The organism is Clostridium pasteurianum, assembly GCF_001705235.1.
GTDB classification, from domain to species: Bacteria; Bacillota; Clostridia; order Clostridiales; family Clostridiaceae; genus Clostridium_S; species Clostridium_S pasteurianum_A.
The window spans coordinates 2,037,411-2,056,011 of record NZ_MCGV01000001.1 but is presented as its reverse complement, the minus strand read 5'-3'; the positions used below and the strand labels follow the sequence as shown (position 1 = coordinate 2,056,011).

The following is an 18,601-nucleotide window of genomic DNA, read 5'->3' as shown; positions in this document are numbered from 1 at the left end:
AAATTATGATAAGACCGATTGTAAAAGATGTGTTATTTTTAGGACAAAAATCAGAAGAGGCAACTAAAAATGATATAGCAGTAGTTGATGATTTAATAGATACATTAAGAGCAAACCTAGAGACTTGTGTTGGACTCGCTGGTAATATGATTAGAGCAAAAAAGCGTATATTGGTATTTGCTGTAGGTAGTCTTATTGTGCCTATGATAAATCCGGTTATTTTAAAGAAAGAAAAACCTTATGAAACAGAAGAGAGTTGTTTATCTTTAATTGGATCTAGAAAAACAAAGAGATATGAAATGATAGAGGTGGAGTATCTTGATAGAAATTTTAAAAAGCAAAAGCAAGTGTTTACTGGATTTACAGCACAGATAATTCAACATGAAATGGATCATTTTGAAGGCATAATAATCTAATTGAACTATATGATTTAAATTAAGAAAGGAAAAAACATATGATGAAAGCACAAATTAATCTTATTACGATTTGGACAAATGATATAGATAAAATGAAAAACTTCTATAATCAAGTCCTCGGATTTAGAATCCAAAATGATCTTGGTAATTATGTTGAATTTGAAAATGATGGAGCAAGGTTTGCTATTTGCATGAGAGATGTTATGCATGTGTATAGTAGCGAATATAGGAAAGGTCCAATTGGACAAGAATTTGAACTTGCTTTTCCATGTGAAAATCCTAATGATGTTGATGAATCGTTTAAGGAATTAATCGCTAAAGGAGCAATCTCTGTTCATGAACCACAAGATATGCCTTGGAATCAAAGAACAGCACTATTTGCTGACCCAGATGGGAATATACATGAAATTTTTGCAGAAATCATGTATAGTGGATCATAAATAAATAAGGTTTTTATTCTTAACCATTGATTATACCTATTTATTTTTTTACTTCTGAATATTTATATATTAATTTAGACAGGTAGCCCATAAGGTTATGAAGTGTTGTTATAATAATTACAGTTAAAATAACTGCGATTAGGCAGGCAAAAAGAATTGAACCTACACTATAATGCAGTATCTTTTCTGCCTTGAATAGAAACCAGATGCTCGGTAGCACAAAAATTACTGAAGAAATGACTCCTGGTACATAACCTTTAAAGCGGATACACATAAGCATATGAAGAAGAATCATGTGTAAGGTAACTGCTAAGTAAGATGCTTTTTTCAAAAGAAAACATTTAATATGCGTTAACATTCAGCACAGGAGGTTTTATGCATATCATTGTTCTGTGGCTGAATGACAATGCTAAGAAATCACCAGAAGAAATGTCAGAAGCTATAAAAGATGTTATATCAATATTCAATTATCTGAGCAAAATATATAAATAAAGTTTGATACATTAATATTTATATCATAAAAAATCAACCACTAAAATTAATCCAGTGGTTGATTTTTTAAAATTTGCTTTGGTGTATGTAATGACTTTCCTGTGTAATATTTTATTCTAATTATTATAATTATTTTTAATAAATTCTATTTATTGGTAGTAAAAAGCGAGTAAAGAAAATAAAAGAAGAATACGAAAATTATAATAGTATAGTTTTATTTACAATAAAAAAATAAATTTATTCTATAGGAGAAAAGAGATGAAAAAAAGAAAAACCAAATTTATGTCCTTGCTGATCATTTTGATAAGCTTATTTGTAAACGTTAATAGTATAACTGCTGTTGCAGTTACATCAGGTGTAGATGCAAATGGTTTTACGTGGCAGTCTGATGATGGGGTAAACTATTCAATAACAGGGTACAATGGTAGTGATACAAATATTACGATACCAAGTTCCATAGATGGTCATACGGTTACGAGTATAGCAAATAATGCGTTTAATGGAAATAATACTACTAAATATCAGACCTTAACCAGTGTAACAATTCCAGATACTGTTACAAGTATAGGTGGTTTTGCGTTTTATTATTGTTCGTCCCTCGTAAGTATATCAATACCAAATAGTGTAACGAGCATCGGAGACAGTGCTTTTGCATATTGTATGTCTCTTCCCAATATAACTCTTCCAACTAACCTTAGTAGTATAGGAAATTCTACTTTTCAGGATTGCAAAGCATTTTCGAGTATAACAATACCAAGCAGCGTAACGAGTATTGGAACTTATGCGTTTTTCGAGTGTATTTCCCTTACGAATATAACAATTCCTAGTGGTGTCACATACATTGGCGAAGGTGCCTTTAAGGATTGTAAGGCTCTTACATCTGCTGTAATGCCTGATACCGTAACAAGTATAGGAAACTATTTGTTTTATAATTGCCAACTTTTATCAAATGTAAAATTGTCAAATAATCTTACGGATACGGGCAGTTTTATATTCTACAATTGCTTCTCTCTTACAGGAGTTACGCTTCCAAGCAATCTTACAAATATCGGAAATAGTGCTTTTGAAAATTGTACAGCACTTGCAAATATAGTGATTCCTGAAGGCGTGACGAGAATTGGTTATCGAGCTTTCATTATGTGTAAAGTCCTTTCAAATGTTACGATTCCAAACACTGTTAAAATCATAGACTTTAATGCATTTGCTCATTGTTATGCTTTTACAAATATAATAATCCCAGATAGTGTTACAAGTATAGGAGATTATGCATTTTATTATTGTACATCTTTAACAGAAATAACTATTCCACAGAGTGTTACTAATATTGGCTTTTTAACCTTCGATAGTTGTAATCCGGCTTTTATAATGAAGGGCTTTGGAGGTTCTTACGCACAGGTATATGCAGGTAGTAACTCTATTGCGTTTGAGGAGCTACTGGCAGTAAAATATACAGCAACATTTAATTCTGAAGGTGGAAGTACTGTAGGGAGCGTTCAAGTAGATAATAATGCTTTAATATCAGAACCAATATCACCTATAAAGGCAGGATATATATTTGGTGGTTGGTATAAGGACATAAGCTTCAATACTTTATGGGATTTTACAAATGATAGAGTAACTGATAATGTAACGTTGTTTGCAAAATGGATAGACAGGGTTGTAACAAATATCACAATGAATACCTCACCAACAAAAACGAGTTATATCCAAGGGCAAAGTTTAGATGTAACAGGAGCTAAGATTGTAGCAGCATACAATGACGGAACAAATGAAACAGTAAATGTAACACCAGAAATGGTGAGTGGGTACAATGCAAATCAAGCAGGTATACAGACAATAACAGTGAACTACAATGGAAAAGTAGCAACATTTACGGTTGATGTGATAGCGAAAGTATTAACCAATATCACAATGAATACTTCACCAACAAAAACAAGTTATATCCAAGGGCAAAGTTTAGATGTAACAGGAGCTAAGATAGTAGCAGCATACAATGACGGAACAAATGAAACAGTAAATGTAACATCAGGAATGGTGAGTGGTTACAATGCAAATCAAGTAGGTACACAAATAGTAACAGTGAACTACAATGGAAAAGTAGCAACATTTACGGTTAATGTGATAGCAAAAGCATTAACCAATATCACAATGAATACCCCACCAACAAAAACAAGTTATATTCAAGGACAAGGACTAGATGTAACAGGAGCTAAGATCGTAGCAGCATACAATGACGGAACAAATGAAACAGTAAATGTAACACCAGAAATGGTAAGTGGCTACAATGCAAATCAGGCAGGAACGCAGACAATAACAGTGAACTACAATGGAAAGATAACAACATTTACGGTTGATGTGATAGCAAAAGCGTTAACCAATATCACAATGAATACACCACCAACAAAAACAAGTTATATTCAAGGACAAAGTTTAGATTTAACAGGAGCTAAGATCATAGCAGCATACAATGACGGAACAAATGAAACAGTAAATGTAACACCAGAAATGGTGAGCGGCTACAATGCAAATCAAGCAGGAACACAGACAATAACAGTGAACTACAATGGAAAAGTAGCAACATTTACGGTTAATGTGGTAGCGAAAGCGTTAACCAATGTCACAATGAATACTCCACCAACAAAAACAAGTTATATACAAGGGCAAAGTTTAGATGTAACAGGAGCTAAGATCGTAGCAACATACAATGATGGAACAACTGAAATAGTAAATGTAACATCAGAAATGGTGAGTGGCTACAATGCAAATCAAGCAGGAACACAGACAATAACAGTGAACTATAATGGAAAAGTAGCAACATTTACGGTTAATGTGATTGCAACCTACACGGTAATGTTTAATAGTAATGGTGGAACTACTGTAGCTAATAAAGTAGTGCCTTATAATGATTTAGTGTCTGCACCAGCAAATCCAACAAGAGTAGGATATACGTTCCTAGCATGGTATAAGGAGTCAACTTTTGTTACAAGGTGGGATTTTACAATAGACAAAGTTACTAAGGATACAACGTTATATGCAAAATGGGCTCAAAATCCGGTAGCACCAATTACAATAACAAAATCAAAGCCATCAGCAACAAGTGCTAAGATAAATTGGAACAAAGTAACTGGAGTAAGTGGGTATGAAGTATGGAGAGCTTCATCAAACGCAAGTGCATATACTTATATAGCTACATTAACAGAGACAAGTTATACTGATACAGCACTTACTGAGGGTAAAACTTATTATTATAGAATAAGATCATATAAAATTGTTGATGGCATAAAAGTTTATAGTGGATATACTAATAAAATAGTGTTTGTTAAAATTCAATAAATATTCAATAATGTTCATAGCCTTAGGTACTTACATGATCTGCCTAAGGCTGTTTTTATAGCCTAAAATACCGTATCGTAAGTAATAGAACATTTATAAAACATGTTATAATAAAATCAGGAAAAAAATTGAATAATAGACAAATGGTAATTTTGGGGGGATTATCTATGATAAAGCAGGCAGAAGAACATGATACTTTAGTGATTGAGGAAATATTATTGGATGCAGTAATGTGGATGGAAAAAAATAAATTACAGAATCAATGGAACGAAGATAGTATAAAATGGAGTTCTCTATCAAAAGATTATCAGATTAATGATTTTTATATTGATTATCAGGATGGTGTGCCTGTAGGATGTATGGCTATAACTGATTTAGACACGAAGTATTGGGCTGAAATTCCAAAGGGAAAGTCACTTTATTTACATAAATTAGCTGTTAAGAGGGAGGTCGCAGGTAAAGGTGTTTCAAAAGAACTTATAAAATTTGCCCAAAATTTATTATCAAAAAATGGTATTAATTTTCTAAGATTAGATTGTAATTCAAAAAGGAATAAATTGAGAATGCTATATGAAAATGAAGGTTTTATATGTACAGGCGAGAAAAAATTAAAAAATAATTATAGTATGGCACTGTATGTATACAGTAAAAAAAGCAAATAGCAACGCTTAGTTGACAAATTTTCAGCACTTTTTGGTAGACTGCAACTTATGATTTTCTATATAATCCAATAAGAGGGGGGCGAGTTAGTGGGTATGTCTGAAAGATTACAGAAATTAAGAAAGCAGGGAGGCTATTCACAAGAACAGTTAGCAGAAAAGTTAGGAGTAACAAGGCAAGCAATATCAAAATGGGAGAGTAACCAGGGTAATCCGGATATTGATAATATCATTAAATTAAGCGAAGTTTACAATGTAAGTACCGACTATTTATTAAAAGGTGTGGAGCCCATAAATGAGCCAATAGAAATTAACCCTAAAAAAAATAGCGGTGATCATATGCTAAAAAAAATGGTTACCAAACTTTTGCTTATTGCAGGTATTTCCGCTATAGCGGTTCTGTTCCTTTTTAGCCTTACTCTTTTACTAAAAACATTTTTAGGAGGCCATTAAATTGAAAAAAAAGTTTTTCCTTTTATTAATTGCCTTTGTATTTATAATTTCATTATCAGCTTGTGGAAATTCATCAGATGCTAATAATAAAACAAACAATTTGTTAGTAGCAGCAACTCCTAAGCAAACTATAAAAATTGCCTTTGAGTCACTGAAAAATGCAAATTCAAAGCAATTTAATCAACTTGTTCAATATGATGAAGGACGACATGGTGCTTTTGTATATAAGGACAATAAACTTTTTGGAAATAATTTAAATGAAAAAGAGAAAAAATATACAAAGAGTATTTTTGCTAATCTTTCTTATAAAATAGGGGAAGTAAATGAAAATAAAGATTCGGCAACAGCTCAAGTAAAAGTTATCAACCGAGATTTGTCAAATGTAGATAATGATATACTGCGTTACAAAGATTCGGATGATCCACTAATTGAGGCAATCAAAAATACTGATAGCAAAAAAATGGTTACAACTGACTTAAAAATCAAACTACACAAAACGAATGGAGTATGGAAAATCAAAATGGATGGTCCGCTTATGGATGCTCTTTGTGGGGGATTAATAAGTAGTCATCTCAAATTATTGCCTAAAAGTTTATCCATTTTTTGTTCATTTGTTAAGTAATAATATAAAATAGTTAAGTTAAAGTGTTCCTCGTCACTACTATGCATTCCTACGATTGCTTGTAAGGTGACCTTAACAGAGTTATTTACAGGCGATTGTGTTTTTTATATGTATGTTTGATTTGCCATTTGAGCCCACAAAACATTGACAATTACATCTAATTTAGATATCATATAAGTATAAACAAAATAAGTATTTGTTACAGTTTTTGAATACGTTTACTTATTCTGAAATTTATAAAAAAGGAGGAATCATATGATTAGTCAAAAGTTATTTTTTGAAGGTTTAGTTAAACAAAACAGGGAGCTTTTATTATAATATGCCTCTTGTAAACGTTTACTTAAACTGAAATTGCTGTATCTCGCAATAATTTAATTTATATTATAAGAAGTTTATGCAGAAGCGTCGAAGCGGCGTTAATTATAGCAATTAATGTATGTAGGCAAGGAATGGAATTTATTGATAGAAATAATATCAATGAAAGCACTATTTTTATATAGAGGATTTGTGGAAGGGGGAAAGGTGATTTATTCACCTAATAATATTATGAAGAAAACAGAAATGCTAGCTATGATACTAGCTGGTGGTCAGGGAACTCGTTTAGGTGCATTAACTAAGCATATTGCAAAACCAGCTGTACCTTTTGGAGGAAGATATCGAATTATAGATTTTACTTTAAGTAATTGTACAAACTCTGGGATAAAAGAGGTAGGTGTTGTAACGCAATATCAACCATTAGCTTTAAACAATCACTTAGGAAATGGCTCTAGCTGGGGGTTTGATGGTATTGATTCTGGTTTGACAATTTTGCAACCCTTCTCTAGTTCTGATGGAGAAAAGTGGTTTCAGGGTACTGCACATGCAATATATCAGAATATTGCGTATATTGACCAAGTTAATCCGGAATACATTTTGATTTTATCAGGGGATCACATATACAAAATGAATTATGAGGAAATGTTAGATTTTCACAAAGAGAAAAATGCGTCTCTAACTGTTGCAGTTATTGAAGTACCAATTAAAGAAGCATCTCGTTTTGGAATTATGAATACTGACGAAAATTCTCGTATTATAGAATTTGAAGAAAAACCAGAGGAACCAAAAAATAATTTGGCTTCAATGGGAATTTATATTTTTAATTGGCAAAGGCTTCGAACAGTTTTAATTAACAGTTATTCTAAAGATGGTCAGATGATTGATTTTGGAAAACATGTAATTCCATCATATCTAGATTCGGGAGAAAACGTATATGCTTTTCGCTTTGATGGATATTGGAAAGATGTTGGAACAATTGATTCTCTTTGGGAAGCTAACATGGAATTCATTGATACAGAAAATGATTTGGACATGCGTAATCATGATTGGAGAATTTATTCTAAAAATACAATCTCTCCGCCACATTTTTTCACTAAAACGGCAGTTATTAAAAATTCATTAATTGTGGATGGATGCTATGTTGCGGGAGAAATTAAAGATACAATTCTTTCTACGGATGTACGTGTTAAGGAAGGAAGCAAAATTGAAAAGAGTGTCATTATGCCTGGTGCAACGATTGGTAAAAATGTTTTCATTAAGAATGCAATCATTGGAGAAAATGCTGTGGTAGGTGACAATGCAACAGTATATTCTGAAGACGAAATATCTGTTGTTGGCTATTCAGAAGTGATAGGAGTGATTTCAAATGAAGACTAATAGAGTAAGTGCGATAATTGATAATGTAAATTGTTATGGAGACTTACATGAGTTAATAGCTCATCGTCCACTAGCAACACTTCCATTTGATTGCAAATATCGTTTGCTTGATTTTCAACTATCCAATATCGTAAATGCAAACAGTCAATCGCTATTTCTTTTGATGAACCATGATGATATGCAGTCAGTGTTTGATCATATTAATGGAGGAAAGGAATGGGGCTTAGATTCTCTTAGAAATAAATTTATTATGCATTTTAATAAAAAGAATGATGAAGGTGAATGCGGACAATGTTTTGTTTCTCATGTCATAGACTTTTTACAAAAATCAAGTTCAGAAATTACTTTAATTATGGGAAGTAAAATGTTATGTAATATAGATTTGAAGTCAATTATTAAAATTCATAAGCAAAGCAATCATAATATGACTGTAGTTTATAAAAGGGTTACTTCTGAAAACATTTCTGATGATAATTTATTAATTAATTTAGAATCAGATGGGAATATTTATACTTGTAATTATTCCAAGGATGAATTAGAACCAATGGAAAAGTACAACTTATGCATGGATATTTTTATCGTAAGAACGCAATGGTTAATAGAGATATTAGAAAATTATGATAAAAAAGTAGAAAGTATTATAAAAGTTCTTAGGGGAAAAATAGGTAATGAATCTTGCATGAGTTATGAATACACAGGCTATTTAAGCAATATTTATGATATTCCATCGTATTATCGGGCTAATATGGACATGCTTCAACCAAACAAATTTAATTCTTTGCTCTACTCAAATCAAAAAATATATACAAAATTAGCAAATGAAGTTCCAACTTATTATGCACAAAACTCGGTTGTCAATAATAGTCAGTTCGCATCAGGGTCTATAGTTGATGGAACTGTTGTAGATTCATTAATAGCAAGAAGGTGTAAAATTTCTGAAGCTGCTGTTATTGAGCATTCCATTATTATGGCAAGCGTAATTATAAAGAAAAATGCATATATAAAAAATGCTATTTTAGATAAGAATGTAATTGTGGATGAAGGTGTACGAATAATTGGAGATGACGATAACCCAATTGTTATTAAAAAGGATAGTCATATAACAAATGATATTGTTGATAGGAAAATCGTATAAAAATATTTCATAAATATAAAAGAAAGAGAAGTCTCAGAGGATGAGGATTCTCTTTTTTATTAACAAGTAGGATATGGATATGCTTCATAAATAGTAATAGATACCAATTAGGTTACTAAAAAGATACAATAAAGCGCAGATTTTTATGGGGAATCAATTTTATACAATAGATAAGCTTGCAGCAAGTAAAGTTGGAAGGCAATGGAGAATTTCAAGTCATGATTTAAGTCCCTTTATGGAAAAAAGTAATGTTAATATAAATGGTAAAAAGATTAGTGAGGAGCCAAATATTGATTATGTTGGTATTGGAAAAGTTAAAGGAATCGTAAATCAAAGAGTAAATGTATCTACTGTTGTAGATATAAATGATGTAGATAAAGAAGAATATTTTAGAATATCAAATACGCTTGTAGCAGTAATGAATTGTAAAGATCCTAAAATGAGAAAATCAACAATTAATATGAAATATGATGAAAAAGAAAGTAGGTTAAGAATTTTATTATGGGGGAATATAAGATTTATTGAAGAAATGCTAAATTCTATTTCTATGCTTGTGGAATAAATTAATTTATAGAGGAGAATGAATGTTTTGAATTATAGAGTAGTAAATAAAAATAATATTAAATATATTAAATTTGTTTCTAAATCATGGAAACTTTCTTCAGAGAAAGACGTGGTGGATTGTATATCTGTTTGTATGGAAAATAACATCTATACAATTATGTTTTCTTCAAGTGCATTATCTGAAGATTTTTTTAAGCTTAAGACTAGACTTGCAGGTATGGCATTACAAAAATTTATAAATTATCATATAAAAGTTGCAGTTATTATACAAGATGAAGAAAGATATAATGATAGATTTAAAGAAATGATTATGGAAGCTAACAAAGGAAATAATTTTAGAACTTTTAAGAATATTGAAGATGCTGAAATTTGGATTTCAAAAGTGTGACATTGTGGAGTAAATAAATAGGAATGAGTAAAGTGTTTAAAATAATAGGTATGTTTGCTATATAGGGTAAACCAGGTGATTTTTGAAAATATTACACAAAATAATTAAATAGTATTGAAAAAGTAAAAGTATGATGCTATGTTAATTATATAATATTGAAAGGTGGCGTTTGTTTGATAATTGTTCTGTAATAAGCATTAATTAATTTATACTGTATGATAAATGGGTTGATATTCCAAATTTATTTGTTATGCTGATAATGCCTTACAGAAAATACAAAGCCAACACTAAATTGATCGTATGCGGCAGGTATAGTATTTTTCTATACCTGTTTTTTTTCTGTAAGGTAAATATTTTTAAATACTGTATTAATTTAAATTTATAATGCGGGTAAAAGATGGAGGAAGAAATAAATGATTAAATTTGAAAAGGCAGTAATGAGTGATTTTATGGAAATGGTTAATTCATATATTAAAACACTTACAGGAGTAGTAGATGATTTTTGGGAACAGCATATTATTGATGGTGACTTTTATATTATAAAATTAGATAAAAGCATAATAGGATTCTATACATTGTTTGTTGAATCGGATAAAAAAACTTATATTACCTCATTCTATGTATCAGAAAAATACATTGGTTTGGCACAGGAAATTATAAAGGCACTAATTTGTGACTTTTCAGTAGAAAAAGCTTATGTTGCAACGTGTGATGAACTATTTTTATCAGTTTGCTTAGATTTTAATAAAGAAGTAAGCTTGCAGGCATACTTTTTTGATGGAACGATGTTTCATGATGTAAGACCTGCTGAATATGGCCTTGAGTTCATGAAAAAAGTAGAAGTTAATGAAATGCCTAAAATACGAGAATTGACAGGTGATTTCTATGATGACCTTACTGATGAAGGCCTATCTTTAGGTGAATTTCAATTATATAGTCTTGTAAAAGATAAAGAAATATTTGGCGTTGGTGTTATGGTTCCTAATAAACTCCAAAAGGGATATGTTGCATGTGGTGAAATTGTACTTGAGAAGCATAGGCGAAAAGGTGTAGCAAGAAGTTTGCAATTAAATATGGCTGAAATTTGCCGAAAAATTGGAATGATTCCAATTGGTGGCTGCTGGCACAAAAATATAGCAAGTACTTACATTTAATAGTTGCGGCAGATATTCAAAAACTAGATTGTTAAATATAACTTTTGCGTAGAGATGAACATTCTCAAGAATCACTATAAAAAAACTAGAAATATAGCATCAAGATAGCTTAATTATAATTTTGTAAATAACGGAGGAGAACCAAATCCAAATGATGGCGGCGGTTCTCCTTCTTATTTTGTTTTAAGAAGAGTTAAGATGATAATAAGGATATGCATATAATCAAGTGATATGAAATATTCATTATCTTTTAAACGATTCATACATAATAATATTGACAAAACTAACACTTGATAGTAATATTTTAATATAATACTATCAAGTGTTAGCTACAAAAATAGAAGTGAGGTACGAATATGCAAAGCAGCGAAATAAAAAAAAGCACAAAACAAAAGATATTTGAGTCTTCGGTAAGACTATTTTCTAAAGAAGGATATAATGGAGTGTCGATGAGAGAAATAGCTAAGGATGTAGGTATAAAGGAGAGCTCTATATATAATCATTATAAAAATAAAGAAGAGATTCTCAGCAGTTTGCTTGATTATTTTGCTGAAACTTTAACAGCATATAGACCTAATGAAGAAGAAATTGAAAAAATGCTCAATTATATGTCTGTTGAAGATGTATTTAAACAGTTGATTATCAGTTTTGGGAAATCACTAAATGGTACGCTTGATGCCATTGCAAGGATAATATATACAGAGCAATTTAGAAATGAGAAGGCAAAAAAATTAATGCTAGAAAATATGATTTCAGAGCCATCAAGATTTATTACAAAAGTTTTAAAAATAATGTATAGAAAAAATCTAATAAAAGATATTGACATGAAGCTTATAGCAGATGAATATAATTATGGCCTTTTAGCATTAACCTTTGAGTATGCTCATGCTGTAAATAATGAAGAAGATACAGCACCAGTTATAAAAAAGATGTTTAAGCATGTAAGCTTTATATGTGAATATATAAAATTGGATTAATTGGAGGTACATATGAAGAAGAGTTACAGGGCACTTATGTCATTAGGAATAATAGGAGCATTATTTTATATTGCACACACAATACTTGGACAAATTTTATGGAAAGCATATAATCCAATTACAACAGATATTAGTTCACTTACAGCAGAGGGAGCACCGAATAGAAGTATTTTAAGTATATTTTGCAATGTATATAGTGTATGTATGATTTTATTTTTAATAGCACTTATTAAAAAAGCTTTTAAAGAGTATAACCTTATGTGTAAGATTGGATATATAGTATTAATGATGATGCAGCTAACTTCAACATTTGGATATAGTTTGTTTCCTTTGAGCGGCGATAAGACAGTAATGAATTTTCAAAATGCTATGCATATTGCTGTCACAGTAATTGTTGTGTTTACTACAATTACATCATCGTTTCTCATTGCATTTGGATATTTAAGACAGAAGGGCACAGAACACTTAGGTAAAATTTGTCTCATAATGGCAATACTGATAACAGTATTTGGTGCAACTGTTCCCATTTCTATGAATCTCAAAATGAATATATTAGGATTAACTGAGAGACTAGAAATTTATACTATACAGATATTTATGATTATTTTATCGTATTACTATACGTTTATAAAAAATAAAGAATGATAAATAAAATTAAGGAAATTCCAGATGCCTTAATTCTGGCTATTGGAATACTTAATTAAAAAGTTTTCAAAATACTTTTCTGACTTTTTCAGAATACCAAAAATTACAAATATAAATGCAGCACCACTGGCACAAGATAAGATTATTTCAATCACCGTAAATTTCAACAGTATTGTTGCAATGTATAATATATATATGGTTATAGGTAAAAATAATATTGATGTTACAGTACCTGGAACATAGTGCTTAAAATTTAAACACCCCTTATAATGAAGTGTAATAAAGTGTGCTGTAACTGTAAATAAAAGTCCGTACCAAACATAGTAATTATTTAAAAGAACAGAAAACAAACTTGTAATTGAAAGAATAACAAATAGTATTTCTACTCCAATTGAAAACTCATCTGGACTTCGAAAATCATCATAAGGCTTTTTCTTCATTTTACAATTGTCAAGATAATGTTGATATCTTTTTCTCCAAACTTTAATAAATATAATTTCCTCAAAATCATGTATCATAAAAAGTATTGGTAATAACCATACAATAGCATTCATATTGTTCATATAAATCAACTCCCTTTTTATTTTTAACGAATGAGCTGTTGTTAATGCTATTATAAGTGATATTAATTATCATTTATAGAACTAATATACATAACTTTTGCAAGTTATCATACACGAATATATAATAATGTATGTTATCTTACACTTTTCACTTAAGTTAATTGTTATATTATAATTTTTATTTATATTTCATGTTAAACACATTAGATGTTTGTAGTAAAATTAATTATGTTAAATTATTTTATAATCATGTAATAATGCGCATTAATGGAGGTCATATAGATGAATTATAAAACTGATTTAAGAGTGCTAAAAACTCGTGAAAATATAAAAAATACTTTTTCTAACTTGTTATTGGAAAAAGATTTTAAAAATATAACAGTTCAAAATATTTGCGATAGGGCATTAATCGGTCGCTCAACTTTTTATGATCATTACTGTGACAAATACGATTTACTTAATAAAATGGTTGAAGAAATTATAAATAAATTTAAACCATACCTTAGGAGTAGATTCAATTTAAATAATTTAGATGACTTTACTAAAGTAGGTTCTGATATGCTTAAGCTTTTTTCAAAGAGAAAAAATATTATAAAAGCACTGATTAATGTACATACTGAATCTGCTGATTTATATGATGAATTAAAAAAACTATTAATAGAAGGATGTTATTATTATTTAAATAAAATCAACTTTGTAAGTAAATATAATATTTCAAACGAATACATATGCGGTCATTATGCATCATTTGTATTAACATCCTTTCAATTGTGGCTTGAGCTTGGAGAAAATGAAAATGATTTACAATTAGCTAATAGAATGAATTCTGTCTTATTTGAAGGCACTGATATTTAAGACGTCTTTAAATAAAATAATATTTAAAGCTATAGCATAAACTAAAGAAATAATATATTAAATAGTAGTTGCCTGTAAAAAAGGGTACTACTATTTAGTATATTATTTATTAATAAGTGCAAAGTATTAAATATTCACTATCTCCATATTGCTTCTCTTACAATCCAATGGATTAAGATTAATATGGTGGACAACTTGGGTATCATTAGGATTCATAATCATTTTGTCTAAGTAGATTCTCCCATTTGGAGTATTCGCTACAACGTAAATATTATCGTGAGTTTTATACTCTATCCAACTAAACTCATCAGTAAGGACAGTTGACAAAACAAACAGAATGGTCTAATATTAAATTAAGCAAATTAAATGTAAGGGGATTATAAAATGGCTAAGACAACAAAAGGTGAACAATCAAAAATAAAACTTATAGAGTGTGCTGCAGAACTATTTTTAAAAAATGGGTATAATGCTACAGGTATTAATGATATCCTAGCAGGTACAGGTTTGCCAAAAGGATCATTTTATTTTCACTTTGCAAGCAAAAAAGACTTAGCTGTTAGTGTTTCACAGTATTTTGAGAAAAAACTTGCAGACTGGATGATAGAAAAATCAAAAGATAAAAACTGGAATGAATTCATAACAGATTTAGTTGGAGAAATGATTCAAAGAGCAGAAGAGGGAAAACATTACGGTTGTCCTTTTGCTGTATTGGGATTAGAAATAGCTTTTTCGGATACTGATCTTTCGGAACATTATTATAATTCTATGAAAAAGTTAATAAGTTTATTTGCTTCAATTTTTAAATATTCTGGAGTACCTGAGGATGAAAAATATATATTAGCAAATCGTGCTTTTGCAATATATGAAGGATATTTAGTGTATTATAGGCTTGGCAAAGATGTTGATACTTTGAGAATGATGTTAAAAGATCTTATAAAGGTGTATGAGGATTTTGAAGTAGTAAGTAAATAAAAACTGCATTAAAAGTAGGAAAATATATTGTGCTGAAAAAATTAAATAGTATGTTCAGCACATAAATTTTTAAAAACAATGAACAAACTGGTCTATTATAAATTAGGAGGAATGGAAATATGAAAGATGTAGTAATAGTAAGTGCAGTTAGAACTGCAATAGGAGCTTATGGAAAAACTTTAAAGGGTGTACCTGCGACAGAATTAGGAGCCATAGTAATAAAGGAAGCTGTTAAAAGAGCAAATATAAAACCAGAAGAAATTAATGAAGTTATTTTTGGCAATGTACTTCAAGCAGGCTTAGGACAAAACCCAGCAAGACAAGCAGCTGTAAAAGCTGGATTATCTGTAGAAATACCTGCATTTACTATTAATAAGGTTTGCGGTTCAGGACTAAGATCTGTAAGTCTGGCAGCCCAAATAATAAAAGCTGGAGATGCAGATGTGCTTGTAGTAGGTGGTATGGAAAATATGTCTAATGCGCCATTTTTAATAAATAATGCAAGATGGGGACAGAGAATGGGTAATGATGAACTGGTTGATGAAATGATAAAGGATGGTTTATGGGATGCCTTTAATGATTATCATATGGGAATGACTGCCGAGAATGTTGCAGAAAGATGGAAGGTAACAAGGGAAGAGCAGGATGAATTTTCACTTTTATCACAACAGAAAGCTGAAAGAGCCATTAAAAATGGAGAGTTTAAAGATGAGATAGTTCCTGTAGTAATAAAGACAAAAAAAGGTGAAATAGTATTTGGACAAGACGAGTTCCCTAGGTTTGGCAATACTATAGAAGCGCTAAGAAAACTTAAGCCTATTTTTAAGGAAAACGGAACCGTTACAGCTGGAAATGCATCTGGATTAAATGATGGAGCAGCAGCTTTAGTAATAATGAGTGCGGACAAAGCTAAAGCTTTAGGAATAAAACCACTTGCAAAAATCAGTTCTTATGGATCAGCTGGATTAGATCCTACAATAATGGGATATGGAGCATTTCATGCAACTAAAGCAGCTTTAGATAAAATTAATTTAAAACCTGAGGATCTGGATTTAATTGAAGCTAACGAAGCCTATGCATCTCAAAGTATAGCAGTAACTAGAGATTTAAAATTAGATATGAATAAGGTAAATGTAAATGGTGGTGCTATAGCTCTTGGACATCCTATTGGGGCATCTGGAGCACGTATTCTTGTAACTTTACTATATGCTATGAAAAAGAGAAATGCAAAAAAGGGATTAGCTACACTGTGTATTGGTGGTGGTCAGGGAACAGCTATAGTAGTTGAGAGAGAATAGAAAGTGATGTGACAATAAATAGGTTCAATTCGGTAGGGAGGATTTTAGTATGAGTACAATTGCGCAAATGATTCAAAAAAAGGCTTATGAACTTGGTTATGAAAAATGTGGTATTATCCCAATTGATTTAATGGATGGATATGCCGAAAAATTTAATGAACGTATGAATAAAGTTCCAAAATCAAAGATGTTCTATCAGAGTCAGCAGCATTTGGCTAATCCTAAGAAAATATATCCATGGGCAAAATCTGTGGTAGTGGTAACAGCAGCATATGGAAAATACAAGATTCCAGAAGAGTTAAAAGGTCATATAGCTAAGACGTATTTATTTGATACACGTGTGGATAAAAACACAAAAGAATATCAGAATAATTGTGCGCTGGAAAAGTATATGGTGGAACTTGGACTAAAGGTAAAAACAGATCAAAAATTTGGAGTAGTAGGAATGCGATGGGCGGCTATGCAGGCTGGAATTGGCATTATTCGTAGAAATAATTTTTTATATACAGAATCTGGTTCATGGGTTCAACTTGAAGCTTGGGTAACTGACAGGGAAATGGAACTAAAGGAAACAAATAATGTTATGCAGTGTCCAAAATCTTGTAATCTATGCATGAAATCGTGCCCTACTAAATCACTTTCTGCGCCATATACCATGTCACCAATAGAATGTGTTTCATTTTTGACAACCTTTGCTTTTGGTAATTTGCCGCCAGAATCGCTAAGTAAATCGTTTGGAAACTGCATTTATGGATGCGACATTTGTCAAGATGTATGCCCTATGAATAAAGGAAAGTGGAAGGGTGAAATGGAATTTCCAGGACTTAAGGAGCTAGCTTCCTCATTGACTCCAGAAAATATTTTGAAGATGGAGGAAAATTTTTATCGCGAAAAGGTACAGCCGAAGTTTTTCTATTTATCGCCAGAAAATCTTTGGAAGTGGAAAGTAGATGCCTTGTGTTATATGCGCAATAACTACAAGGAAAATTATAAATCACTTATTATAGATGCATGCAATAATGAAAATAATAAAGTGAGCGAAATGGCCTCATTAATTTGTAAGGAGCTTTGTTTGCAATAAAAATGAAGCAAATAGACATTTAAAATAAAGAAGGAGAATTAGTCTAGATTTTGGAGGCAATTCTCCTTTTGCTTTGTTTCAAAAATAAGAACTAAATAGTTATCACACGAATATTGTGATTGTTAAGTTCGGAAGCAATTTGATCCTGAATCTGAGTATCTGTTATAACGATTTTAACTCCATTCTTTAAATTTAAGGGAATAACGCCATGCTTGGAGAATTTCTCACTTTCTGTTAAAACTACAACCTGCTCAGCCTGGAGAGCCATATCACGGACAGCCTGAGCACGCATTTGATCGCGGTTTGTAAAACCAGCTCTTGAAGAATAACCATCCGTTCCGATAAAGAATAGGTCAACACAGAAATTTTCAGCGCACTGGCGGATCATTGGACCGACCATAACTTGAGAATCCTGTTGATAAATTCCCCCGAGCAATATAACCTGAAAATTTGACTTACCGCGAATGTAATCAGCAATAAAGGCACTGTTTGTAATGATGGTCAAATCTTTTTTTAAAGCAGTTAAAGCATCTGCAAAAAGGGCGCAGCAGCTTCCACTTTCTATCATGATAGTATCGCCATCTGATATAAGTTCTGTTGCTTTTATTGCAATTTGTCGCTTGGTTTCATAGTGATAAGCGATTCTGCCGTTAATATCATCCGTACTGCAAAGAAGGGCAATACCGTGTTCACGCTTTATGATACCCTTGCTTTCTAGCTTATCTAGGTCCTTTCTTACAGTTACCTGACTTACCCCTAATTTTTCCGCAAGCAAAGACACTTCTATTTTATTTTCTTTTGTAAGTAATTCAAGTATTTCATGTGATCTGTTTTTCATATTTATGACTCCAATCTTATTTGT

The 18,601-nt window shown here is 31.0% G+C and carries 20 protein-coding genes and 1 pseudogene; 18 read left to right on the top strand and 3 right to left on the bottom strand.

Annotated elements, in window-relative coordinates; translation table 11 throughout:
- Positions 1–5: 5 nt before the first annotated feature.
- Complete coding sequence (locus tag BEE63_RS08995) at positions 6–416, top strand: peptide deformylase (protein ID WP_066021063.1); 411 nt, start codon at positions 6–8, stop codon at positions 414–416.
- Positions 417–457: 41 nt separating this feature from the next.
- Positions 458–856, top strand: a complete 399-nt coding sequence (locus tag BEE63_RS08990; protein WP_066023204.1) for a VOC family protein — start codon at positions 458–460, stop codon at positions 854–856.
- 40 nt (positions 857–896) lie between these two features.
- On the opposite strand, the gene BEE63_RS22555 is transcribed toward BEE63_RS08990, so the two are convergent.
- The gene (locus BEE63_RS22555; protein ID WP_139111560.1) at positions 897–1,214 is read right to left on the bottom strand and encodes an HXXEE domain-containing protein; all 318 of its coding nucleotides are present in this window, start codon (positions 1,212–1,214) and stop codon (positions 897–899) included.
- Between BEE63_RS22555 and BEE63_RS21650 the strand changes: the two are divergent.
- The 12 genes and pseudogenes from BEE63_RS21650 to BEE63_RS08935 all read left to right on the top strand — a co-directional run.
- A pseudogene (locus BEE63_RS21650) lies at positions 1,214–1,348 on the top strand (TetR-like C-terminal domain-containing protein); the annotation flags it as partial. The gene BEE63_RS22555 and the pseudogene BEE63_RS21650 overlap by 1 nt on opposite strands.
- Before the next feature lie 258 nt (positions 1,349–1,606).
- Positions 1,607–4,681, top strand: a complete 3,075-nt coding sequence (locus tag BEE63_RS08985; RefSeq protein WP_066021062.1) for a leucine-rich repeat protein — start codon at positions 1,607–1,609, stop codon at positions 4,679–4,681.
- 167 nt (positions 4,682–4,848) lie between these two features.
- Positions 4,849–5,343 carry a GNAT family N-acetyltransferase gene (locus BEE63_RS08980; RefSeq protein ID WP_066021061.1) on the top strand — a complete coding sequence of 165 codons (495 nt, stop codon included), beginning with the start codon at positions 4,849–4,851 and terminating at the stop codon, positions 5,341–5,343.
- A gap of 93 nt (positions 5,344–5,436) precedes the next feature.
- The gene (locus BEE63_RS08975; protein ID WP_242874913.1) at positions 5,437–5,793 is read left to right on the top strand and encodes a helix-turn-helix domain-containing protein; all 357 of its coding nucleotides are present in this window, start codon (positions 5,437–5,439) and stop codon (positions 5,791–5,793) included.
- Position 5,794: 1 nt separating this feature from the next.
- Entirely contained in the window at positions 5,795–6,415 is a 621-nt protein-coding gene (locus BEE63_RS08970; RefSeq protein WP_066021059.1) for a hypothetical protein, read from the top strand.
- 546 nt (positions 6,416–6,961) lie between these two features.
- Entirely contained in the window at positions 6,962–8,107 is a 1,146-nt protein-coding gene (locus tag BEE63_RS08965) for a glucose-1-phosphate adenylyltransferase (RefSeq protein ID WP_066023203.1), read from the top strand.
- Positions 8,097–9,242, top strand: coding sequence for a glucose-1-phosphate adenylyltransferase subunit GlgD (gene glgD, locus BEE63_RS08960; RefSeq protein ID WP_066021058.1), 1,146 nt, complete (start codon positions 8,097–8,099; stop codon positions 9,240–9,242). The genes BEE63_RS08965 and glgD overlap by 11 nt, the downstream gene beginning before the upstream one ends.
- 145 nt (positions 9,243–9,387) lie before the next feature.
- Positions 9,388–9,804 carry a hydroxyacid dehydrogenase gene (locus BEE63_RS08955; RefSeq protein WP_066021057.1) on the top strand — a complete coding sequence of 139 codons (417 nt, stop codon included), beginning with the start codon at positions 9,388–9,390 and terminating at the stop codon, positions 9,802–9,804.
- A 27-nt stretch (positions 9,805–9,831) separates the two neighbouring features.
- Positions 9,832–10,194, top strand: coding sequence for a DUF4180 domain-containing protein (locus tag BEE63_RS08950; RefSeq protein WP_066021056.1), 363 nt, complete (start codon positions 9,832–9,834; stop codon positions 10,192–10,194).
- Between the two features lie 413 nt (positions 10,195–10,607).
- Positions 10,608–11,348: a GNAT family N-acetyltransferase gene (locus tag BEE63_RS08945; protein WP_066021055.1), complete on the top strand. Its 741-nt coding sequence runs from the start codon at positions 10,608–10,610 to the stop codon at positions 11,346–11,348.
- Between the two features lie 356 nt (positions 11,349–11,704).
- Positions 11,705–12,325: a TetR/AcrR family transcriptional regulator gene (locus BEE63_RS08940; protein ID WP_066021054.1), complete on the top strand. Its 621-nt coding sequence runs from the start codon at positions 11,705–11,707 to the stop codon at positions 12,323–12,325.
- A gap of 12 nt (positions 12,326–12,337) precedes the next feature.
- The gene (locus BEE63_RS08935; protein WP_242874758.1) at positions 12,338–12,970 is read left to right on the top strand and encodes a DUF998 domain-containing protein; all 633 of its coding nucleotides are present in this window, start codon (positions 12,338–12,340) and stop codon (positions 12,968–12,970) included.
- 29 nt (positions 12,971–12,999) lie between these two features.
- On the opposite strand, the gene BEE63_RS08930 is transcribed toward BEE63_RS08935, so the two are convergent.
- Entirely contained in the window at positions 13,000–13,533 is a 534-nt protein-coding gene (locus tag BEE63_RS08930) for an HXXEE domain-containing protein (protein ID WP_066021053.1), read from the bottom strand.
- Positions 13,534–13,815: 282 nt separating this feature from the next.
- Here BEE63_RS08930 and BEE63_RS08925 point away from each other — a divergent pair, with 282 nt between their 5' ends.
- The 4 genes from BEE63_RS08925 (at position 13,816) to BEE63_RS08910 (ending at position 17,739) form a co-directional block, all read left to right on the top strand.
- Complete coding sequence (locus BEE63_RS08925) at positions 13,816–14,388, top strand: TetR/AcrR family transcriptional regulator (protein WP_066021052.1); 573 nt, start codon at positions 13,816–13,818, stop codon at positions 14,386–14,388.
- Between the two features lie 384 nt (positions 14,389–14,772).
- On the top strand, positions 14,773–15,360 hold the full coding sequence (locus BEE63_RS08920; protein ID WP_066021051.1) for a TetR/AcrR family transcriptional regulator: 588 nt from the start codon (positions 14,773–14,775) through the stop codon (positions 15,358–15,360).
- Between the two features lie 119 nt (positions 15,361–15,479).
- The gene (locus tag BEE63_RS08915) at positions 15,480–16,658 is read left to right on the top strand and encodes an acetyl-CoA C-acetyltransferase (RefSeq protein WP_066021050.1); all 1,179 of its coding nucleotides are present in this window, start codon (positions 15,480–15,482) and stop codon (positions 16,656–16,658) included.
- Positions 16,659–16,707: 49 nt separating this feature from the next.
- Positions 16,708–17,739 carry an epoxyqueuosine reductase gene (locus tag BEE63_RS08910; RefSeq protein ID WP_066021049.1) on the top strand — a complete coding sequence of 344 codons (1,032 nt, stop codon included), beginning with the start codon at positions 16,708–16,710 and terminating at the stop codon, positions 17,737–17,739.
- Positions 17,740–17,830: 91 nt separating this feature from the next.
- Here the strand turns inward: BEE63_RS08910 and BEE63_RS08905 are convergent, their stop codons facing one another.
- The gene (locus tag BEE63_RS08905) at positions 17,831–18,577 is read right to left on the bottom strand and encodes a DeoR/GlpR family DNA-binding transcription regulator (protein WP_066021048.1); all 747 of its coding nucleotides are present in this window, start codon (positions 18,575–18,577) and stop codon (positions 17,831–17,833) included.
- Positions 18,578–18,601: the final 24 nt, after the last annotated feature.

Excerpts from the sequence above, each read along its gene's own strand:
- BEE63_RS08975 (WP_242874913.1), top strand. The coding sequence starts at position 5,437 with ATGTCTGAAAGATTACAGAAATTAAGAAAGCAGGGAGGCTATTCACAA.
- glgD (WP_066021058.1), top strand. The coding sequence starts at position 8,097 with ATGAAGACTAATAGAGTAAGTGCGATAATTGATAATGTAAATTGTTAT.
- BEE63_RS08905 (WP_066021048.1), bottom strand. The coding sequence starts at position 18,577 with ATGAAAAACAGATCACATGAAATACTTGAATTACTTACAAAAGAAAAT.
- BEE63_RS22555 (WP_139111560.1), bottom strand. The coding sequence starts at position 1,214 with ATGTTAACGCATATTAAATGTTTTCTTTTGAAAAAAGCATCTTACTTA.
- BEE63_RS08980 (WP_066021061.1), top strand. The coding sequence starts at position 4,849 with ATGATAAAGCAGGCAGAAGAACATGATACTTTAGTGATTGAGGAAATA.
- BEE63_RS08990 (WP_066023204.1), top strand. The coding sequence starts at position 458 with ATGAAAGCACAAATTAATCTTATTACGATTTGGACAAATGATATAGAT.
- BEE63_RS08965 (WP_066023203.1), top strand. The coding sequence starts at position 6,962 with ATGAAGAAAACAGAAATGCTAGCTATGATACTAGCTGGTGGTCAGGGA.
- BEE63_RS08995 (WP_066021063.1), top strand. The coding sequence starts at position 6 with ATGATAAGACCGATTGTAAAAGATGTGTTATTTTTAGGACAAAAATCA.
- BEE63_RS08955 (WP_066021057.1), top strand. The coding sequence starts at position 9,388 with ATGGGGAATCAATTTTATACAATAGATAAGCTTGCAGCAAGTAAAGTT.
- BEE63_RS08915 (WP_066021050.1), top strand. The coding sequence starts at position 15,480 with ATGAAAGATGTAGTAATAGTAAGTGCAGTTAGAACTGCAATAGGAGCT.
- BEE63_RS08920 (WP_066021051.1), top strand. The coding sequence starts at position 14,773 with ATGGCTAAGACAACAAAAGGTGAACAATCAAAAATAAAACTTATAGAG.
- BEE63_RS08940 (WP_066021054.1), top strand. The coding sequence starts at position 11,705 with ATGCAAAGCAGCGAAATAAAAAAAAGCACAAAACAAAAGATATTTGAG.
- BEE63_RS08985 (WP_066021062.1), top strand. The coding sequence starts at position 1,607 with ATGAAAAAAAGAAAAACCAAATTTATGTCCTTGCTGATCATTTTGATA.
- BEE63_RS08945 (WP_066021055.1), top strand. The coding sequence starts at position 10,608 with ATGATTAAATTTGAAAAGGCAGTAATGAGTGATTTTATGGAAATGGTT.
- BEE63_RS08930 (WP_066021053.1), bottom strand. The coding sequence starts at position 13,533 with ATGAACAATATGAATGCTATTGTATGGTTATTACCAATACTTTTTATG.
- BEE63_RS08925 (WP_066021052.1), top strand. The coding sequence starts at position 13,816 with ATGAATTATAAAACTGATTTAAGAGTGCTAAAAACTCGTGAAAATATA.
- BEE63_RS08935 (WP_242874758.1), top strand. The coding sequence starts at position 12,338 with ATGAAGAAGAGTTACAGGGCACTTATGTCATTAGGAATAATAGGAGCA.
- BEE63_RS08910 (WP_066021049.1), top strand. The coding sequence starts at position 16,708 with ATGAGTACAATTGCGCAAATGATTCAAAAAAAGGCTTATGAACTTGGT.